Source organism: SAR202 cluster bacterium, assembly GCA_016872355.1.
In the GTDB taxonomy this organism is placed as follows: Bacteria; Chloroflexota; Dehalococcoidia; order Lucifugimonadales; family VGZY01; genus VGZY01.
Window position 1 is genome coordinate 23541 of sequence record VGZY01000034.1, and the last position, 6553, is coordinate 30093.

Sequence of the window (6553 nt, forward strand, 5' to 3'; positions counted from 1 at the left end):
TACAATCATCTTGCTGAAAATCACACATTCCGTGCCGATATGCATGAAATGACAAAGGGGGGTGTGCTCTTGTGGTGGCGCAGACAAACGTAGGGGCGTTCTATGAACTCCCTGGTTGATAGGGAATACGGTCGCTGACACCATATTCCTTACCAGCGAGGGCGTTCATAGAACGCCCCTACGTTTGCAACCTCTTGCCTCTGCGTCCTCTGTGGTCTCTGTGGTTAATTCTCCTCCTGCGTTACTAGGAACGCCTGCTCGCCGGGCTGGACGGATGGGGTGCGGCGGACCAGCACTACTACGCCGCTGACCGTCGTCCGCAGCTCCTCCAGCAGCTCCCCGCCGAGGCCAACGACGCGGCCGAGCACGTCACCCTTTTTCACCCTCTGCAGAATGTCTACCTCAGGCACCAGGTACCCTCCGGCGCTTACTGACGGCGCGACGTCAATGTTGCCATCGCCAATGAGGCGGTATTTCGGCGGCGTGACTGTGGGCTTCCCGGGGAGAATGCCCAGGACCATCATGACGTTGCGGACGCCCTGAGCATATGTGGCGGCAATTTCCTGGTGGAGCCAGCCTCCGCCGGGACACTCCGAGTACAGCCACGGAATGCCACGCTCGTCTGCGAAACTAATCGTACGGCCGGGCGCGACGGCAGGGTGTCCCCAGATGACGGGCACGCCGAACGCGAGCGCGGCCTCTTTCGAGCGGCGGCCACGGTCGTCCGGGGTAGCGCAGTAGCCGATGAGGGTGGGCATGGCGATGTGGGAGCCGGAGCTGTGGAGGTCGATGTAGAAGTCCGACCGGCCGATGAAGCGGCTGCCTACATGATACGCGATGCGTTCTGTCACGTTGCCGTTCGGTTTGCCGGGGAAGACGCGGGCGAGGTTTCCGCCGTCGATGCCGCTGTTCCTTGTGCCGGCCGTGAAGGCGGGGACGTTTGTCTGCGATATGCCCATAAATGTGCCGGACATCTCGGCCGGGTCCAGGGAAGCAAAGACCTCGCGTACAGCATGCGGCCCTTCATACTCATCGCCGTGTACGCCGCCGGTGATGGCGATGGTCGGGCCGGGCTTGGCGCCGCGCGCGACCAGGACCGCGAGCCGCAGCATCTCGCCGCCGGAGAGAGGGGCGATGTCCAGGTACATCGTCTGCTTTGTGCCCGCCGGGACTGTGGCGTGATCGAACTGCGAGAAGTGCATGGGGCCCCCGGAGAAGAACTTGAGCGCAGGTTTCGCAGATTATACAGGCCGAAGGAGACCATGTCATTGAGGACGTACACAAATCGCCCGAGATTGCGCATCCAGTCGTTCCATTGTAGCATTCCGCGGTAAATCGTCGGCCCGGCGCTGCTGTCGGCCCGATCATCGGAAGGGATCCCAATATGCCACGTCTCATCCTGCTCCTGGCCGCGCTCGTCTTTTGCTCTCTCGCCGCGATCGCCTGCGACAAGGATTTCGATCCGCTGAACTTGCCCAAGGGCTCCGCGTGCGCTGACAAGGGCGAGGAGTGCGCGCGGCCCACGCCCGGTCCAGACGAGGAGTTTACGCCCCCGGCGCCCGAGAACCTGGGGAGCTACGATAGCATCAACCTGTTTGTCACCGATCTAACCGTGATTCACGGCGTTTCCGCAAACATTAACTGCCCCATCGGCTATACGAAGAGAATCGAGGACCTGAACGCGGACGCCGGTGGCGACTGGGTGTTTCTGTGCCTCAAGTTTGATCCGCTGAACAAGGTCAACAAGCCGCTCTCTTACCTTACGGTCATCGAGAACCGCGATAACGTCGGGGAGTGGGGCGACCTTATCTGCGGAAACAACCAGAACCGCAGCCCCGATGCGGGTATGTGGATGAAGGCGGTCACGGTCGATCTGAACGAGGATGCAGGTGGCCCGTACCTGTACTTCTGCTACGGCTACGATATCTGGCCCGGGCAGTATGCCCTTTGGGGCCAGTGGAAGCGGATAAAGGACATCCAGCTTGTTTTGTGGGACAACGACCCCTCCGGATGGCCGTGCGAACCCCGGTACACCCCCGTCATCACAGAGCATCTCGACCCCGCAAACATGGGTGAGAGGCCGCTGAAAGGATGGAGCGGTATCAAGGAGTTCGGGAGGCCGGACAACTGGATCGACCTGAACAAGGGCGCGGGCGGGAAGTGGGTGTACGGCTGCATCTACTACGGGTAGGGACGCGCATACCGTACCGTTGAGTAGTTTGTAGAGACACTGCCGGGGAACTCATGGGTTCCCCGGCAGTGTTTTTTGTATGCGCCGCTAGAAGTAGCCGCTGGAGGAGGCCGTGGGTCTCTCAGTCTCCATCTGGTCGAAGTTGGAGTCCTTCCAGTCCACCCACTCCAGGATGCCGCTGGCCTTTGTGAACTCCGTGTACGCGTCCACGACCGACTGGGGCAGGGGAGCCTGAGCAGGGAAGTGTGGGCCAGTTTCCATCCCGAGCGCCCTGAGGCGAAGACGGGCGGCAGGACCTTCTCCCATGCCGGGGGAGGCGAACGCGCCGGGGTTTGCCAGAGCCGCGTCCGTGCGCATCTTCAGGTCCAAAGCGTCCAGCTCGTCGAAGCGCTTCTGCTGGACCAGGCCCCAGCGGTGCAACGACAGCCGGGGCGCGCAGTTGACGTTGAAGTCAGTAAAGCCCCTGCCGCCGAGCCTGTAGCCGACCGACATGATGCCGCCGTTGATTATGAAGCTCAGCTTGTCCGAGTAGAGCCGCAGCATGTCGATGAAGTGCTGGGAGGTCTTTGACGACCACTTGAGGCCGACGAAGCGCTCCAGTGTGGTGAACTTCTCGATCAGGCCGCGCGAGTACTCGAATCCGTTGGGCATGGCCCAGGGGATGTTGTACGCCATGATGCCGATGTCCGCGGCGTCGTTCACGTAGCGGAAGTGGTCGAACACCTCCTGCTCTGTCGGGGCCATGTAGTGCGGCGCGGCCGTTTGGATGAAGTCGATGCCGATGTCGCGCGCCCACCGCGCCTTCCTGGCGGCCATGCGGGCGCTCAGATCGAAGACGCCGATGCCGGTGGGCACGCGGCCGGCGGCGGCCTCTACCAGCGCATCCGCCGTTGCCTTCCACTCGTCGTCGTCCAGGAAATACCCCTCGCCGAGCCCACCACCGACGAACAGGACGGCGTTGCCCTCTTTAATCCCCTGTTCGATGAGCCAGTTGACATGGAATTTCGTCTTGTTCAGCTGGATTTCGTGGTCGCTGTTGGTGAACGTGGGCAGCGATACGGCGATGCCGACGAGCTTGTCTTGGCGGGCGGTCATGGGGCCTCCAAAGCGGTTCAGGGTACGGGGTACAGTTTACAGGGTGCGGAAAGGAAAGGGAAGGGAATGGGACGGGATGTCAGGCCGGCCGCGCCCAGTTCTCGATTTTGAGGCCCTGGATTCTGTGGAAGTGGCGGACGTTGTTTGTGACGATGGTAGCGCCCTTGCTCACGGCGTGAGAGGCGATCATCAAGTCCATGGCGGCAGCCGGAAGGCCGGCGCGCTGCACCTGGTTCCGGATCACGGCATAGCTCTCGGCAGCGCTCTGGTCCCATGGATGGATCTGTATCCTGTCTGCGAACCCCCGAACTATCGCCTGGTTGAATCTTTTTGAATCGGATCTTTCCGCGCCGAACAGCAGTTCCGCCAGCGTGACAACTGAAATACACAGGTCGGACGCCGGAACTCTCCGCGCCGCCTCGGAGACGGACGCGGAGCTATTCCGCAGGATGAAGACGCATATGTCTGTATCAAGCATGTAGAGCATCAGAGCGCATCACGCTCCTGCAGCGGCAAGTCAGGTATCTCGTCCGGGAAGTCATCCGTGAGAAGAGGCAGACCCGCAAACAGGTCCTCCAACGTTTTGACCTTGGGGGAAAGGATCAGCTGATCTCCGACTTTTTCCACGTAGACTTCATCTCCCGGCATACGATACTCCTTGGGGAGCCTTACGGCCTGGCTACGGCCGGACATGAATACTTTCGCCACCTTGCGCTCGCTGCGCTCGGGCCGGTAGTTCTCCATGAAATCCGGGCTGACGCGCAGCGGAGAATCAAAAAAATCGCCCAGGGCTTTGGGTTTTTCCGCCTCCGAGGGCCTAACCGCGTAGGATACGGGCGGCTCCTTGATGGCATCTGGCTTCTTGAGTTTTGTACGTCTGTACTCTTTGGTCATGGCTGCACCGTAACTGATATATACCATCAGTATATATCAGTGCGCTTCCCTTCACAAGTAGGTATATACCGTTGCTATATACCTTCCCGGCTGCGGAGCCCCCTATATCATCAGGTCGCCGCCGTTGATGTCCAGGGAGGCGCCGGTGACGTAAGCCGCGCGGTCTGAGGCGAGGAAGGCGACCATCTCCGCGACCTCCCACGGCTCGCCGATGCGGCTGATGGGGAAGCTGTCCAGGTAGCGCTTGAGGCGCTCCTCTGTGACGTTGGCACGGACCATCTCGGTATCGATGAGCCCGGGGCAGACAGAGTTGCAGGTGATGCCGAACCTGGCCACCTCTTTGGCCGTGGCGCGGGTGAGGCCAAGCACGCCCGCCTTGGCGGCAGTGTAGTGCGGGCCGCCGAGGGTGCTCACGTTCTTGCCCGCCGTGGAGGAGAAGTTCACAATGCGCCCCCACTTCTGCTTCATCATGTGCGGCAGCACGGCCCGGGTGCACAGGTACGTGCCCTTCATATTCACGTCGATCACCAGGTCCCACTCGTCCTCTTCCATGTCGATGAGTTTTGTGGGGAAGAGGATGCCGGCGTTGTTGATGAGAATATGCACGCCGCCGAACATTTCGACGGCAGTCTGCACCATTCGGTCGACGTCTTTCTTCGAGGTCACGTCGCCGGGAAAGCCGATGGCGGCCGCCTTCTTGGCCTTGAGGAGGTCCACGACGGTCTTGACGGCGTCCATGCGCTTGTCGTTCACAAGCACCTTCGCGCCGCCCTCGGCGAGGCGGACGGCGACCGCGCGGCCCATCCCTTGGCCCGCGCCGGTAACGATGGCAACCTTCCCTGCGAAGTCATTGGGTGTCTGCATAGAGCCTCCGGGGAAGAGAAATATGAAGGATGAATTATGAAGTTTGAATGTGGGAACAAAAGCCTTCCGATCGATCCTTCATCATTCATACTTCATAATTCGTAATTTGCCTTTTTTTACTTGATCGCGCCGACCTCTTTGCCGGCTTCTTTGAACACTTTGAGCGCGCGGTCGAGCTGCTCCTTGGTGTGGGCGGCGGAGAGTTGGACACGGATGCGGGCCTCGCCGCGCGGGACGACGGGGAACGAGAAGGCGACGACGAAGACGCCGCGGGCGTTAACGGCCTTAGCTAGCCCCACGTTCTTGATCTCGTCGCGAATCATGACCGGGACGATGGGCGTGTTGCCGGGGACGATGTCGAAGCCCATGTCCGTCATGCCCTTGCGAAAGTACCGCGTGTTCTCGTGCAGCGTTTCCTGCAGCTTGGGGTTGGCCCGGATGATGTCGATGGCCTTCATGGTGCCGACGACGATGGGCGGAGCGATGGTGTTGGAGAACAGGTAGGGGCGGGAGCGCTGGCGGAGGATGTCGACAATCTCCTTGCGGCCGGTGGTGAAGCCGCCGGACGCGCCGCCGAGGGCCTTGCCCATCGTGCTCGTCATGACGTCGATGCGGTGCGGGACGCCCTGGTCAGCCGGGGTGCCGCGGCCGTTCGGGCCGATGAAGCCGGTGGCATGGGAGTCGTCCACCATCACCATCGCGTCGTACTTGTCCGCGAGGTCGCAGATGTCCTTGAGCTTGGCGACGTCGCCCTGCATGGAGAAGACGCCGTCCGTGGCGATCATGCGGTGGCGAGCGGTCATAGACTCCTTGAGCTTGGCCTCCAGGTCCGCCATGTCGTTGTGGGCGTACCTGAATCGCGTAGCCTTGCACAGGCGGATGCCGTCGATAATGCTCGCGTGGTTGAGCGCGTCGCTGATGATGGCATCGCCCTCGCCAAGGATCGTCTCGAACAGGCCGCCGTTGGCGTCGAAGCAGGAGGTGTAGAGGATCGTCGACTCGGTCTGCATCCAGTCGGTGATCTTGTTCTCAAGCTCCTTGTGGATGTCCTGCGTGCCGCAGATGAAGCGGACGGAGGCCATGCCGAAGCCGTGCGTCTTGAGGCCGGCGATGACCGCGTCCTCGATCTCGGCGCTGTCGGCCAGGCCGAGGTAGTTGTTTGCGCACATGTTGATGTTCTCGCCCTCCAGCGTGGCGACGCGGGAGCCTTGCGGAGACCTGATGACCTTCTCTTCTTTGTACAGCCCGGCCCTTCGAATGCCGTCCAGTTCGGACTGGAGGAAGCCTTTTATCTTGCCGTATGCCACTTGTGCCCTCCTGAATGAGGCGGAAATCTCTCAAACTCACGAGTGAGGTTATCGCTTGTCGAACTAGGGTGTCAATGGAGAGCGGCGGCCGTGTCTTTGCTCGGTGATATTGTCAGTAGGTAACTGCTCAGTGAATATGTCAGTCCATGAGAGGACTACATTTGACCGAGCGAGAAGCGAAGAGAGCACAGATACTGAACCT

At 60.9% G+C, this 6553-nt stretch carries 7 protein-coding genes; 1 reads left to right on the plus strand and 6 read right to left on the minus strand.

Annotation, left to right across the window (positions count from 1 at the left end; genetic code table 11):
- Positions 1–224: 224 nt before the first annotated feature.
- Positions 225–1202 carry a hypothetical protein gene (locus tag FJ319_08695; GenBank protein ID MBM3934363.1) on the minus strand — a complete coding sequence of 326 codons (978 nt, stop codon included), beginning with the start codon at positions 1200–1202 and terminating at the stop codon, positions 225–227.
- A gap of 182 nt (positions 1203–1384) precedes the next feature.
- Here FJ319_08695 and FJ319_08700 point away from each other — a divergent pair, with 182 nt between their 5' ends.
- The gene (locus FJ319_08700; GenBank protein ID MBM3934364.1) at positions 1385–2191 is read left to right on the plus strand and encodes a hypothetical protein; all 807 of its coding nucleotides are present in this window, start codon (positions 1385–1387) and stop codon (positions 2189–2191) included.
- 87 nt (positions 2192–2278) lie between these two features.
- Here the strand turns inward: FJ319_08700 and FJ319_08705 are convergent, their stop codons facing one another.
- The 5 genes from FJ319_08705 to FJ319_08725 all read right to left on the minus strand — a co-directional run bounded on the left by FJ319_08705 (position 2279) and on the right by FJ319_08725 (position 6351).
- The gene (locus tag FJ319_08705; GenBank protein ID MBM3934365.1) at positions 2279–3286 is read right to left on the minus strand and encodes a dihydrodipicolinate synthase family protein; all 1008 of its coding nucleotides are present in this window, start codon (positions 3284–3286) and stop codon (positions 2279–2281) included.
- A gap of 79 nt (positions 3287–3365) precedes the next feature.
- Positions 3366–3773 (minus strand): type II toxin-antitoxin system VapC family toxin, encoded by a 408-nt coding sequence (locus FJ319_08710; GenBank protein ID MBM3934366.1) that lies wholly within the window; start codon positions 3771–3773, stop codon positions 3366–3368.
- A complete protein-coding gene (locus tag FJ319_08715) occupies positions 3773–4030 on the minus strand; it encodes an antitoxin (GenBank protein ID MBM3934367.1) in 258 nt (85 codons plus the stop codon). The genes FJ319_08710 and FJ319_08715 overlap by 1 nt, the downstream gene beginning before the upstream one ends.
- A 252-nt stretch (positions 4031–4282) precedes the next feature.
- Positions 4283–5044, minus strand: a complete 762-nt coding sequence (locus FJ319_08720; GenBank protein ID MBM3934368.1) for an SDR family oxidoreductase — start codon at positions 5042–5044, stop codon at positions 4283–4285.
- Between the two features lie 116 nt (positions 5045–5160).
- Complete coding sequence (locus FJ319_08725; protein MBM3934369.1) at positions 5161–6351, minus strand: glycine C-acetyltransferase; 1191 nt, start codon at positions 6349–6351, stop codon at positions 5161–5163.
- Between the last annotated feature and the right edge of the window lie 202 nt (positions 6352–6553).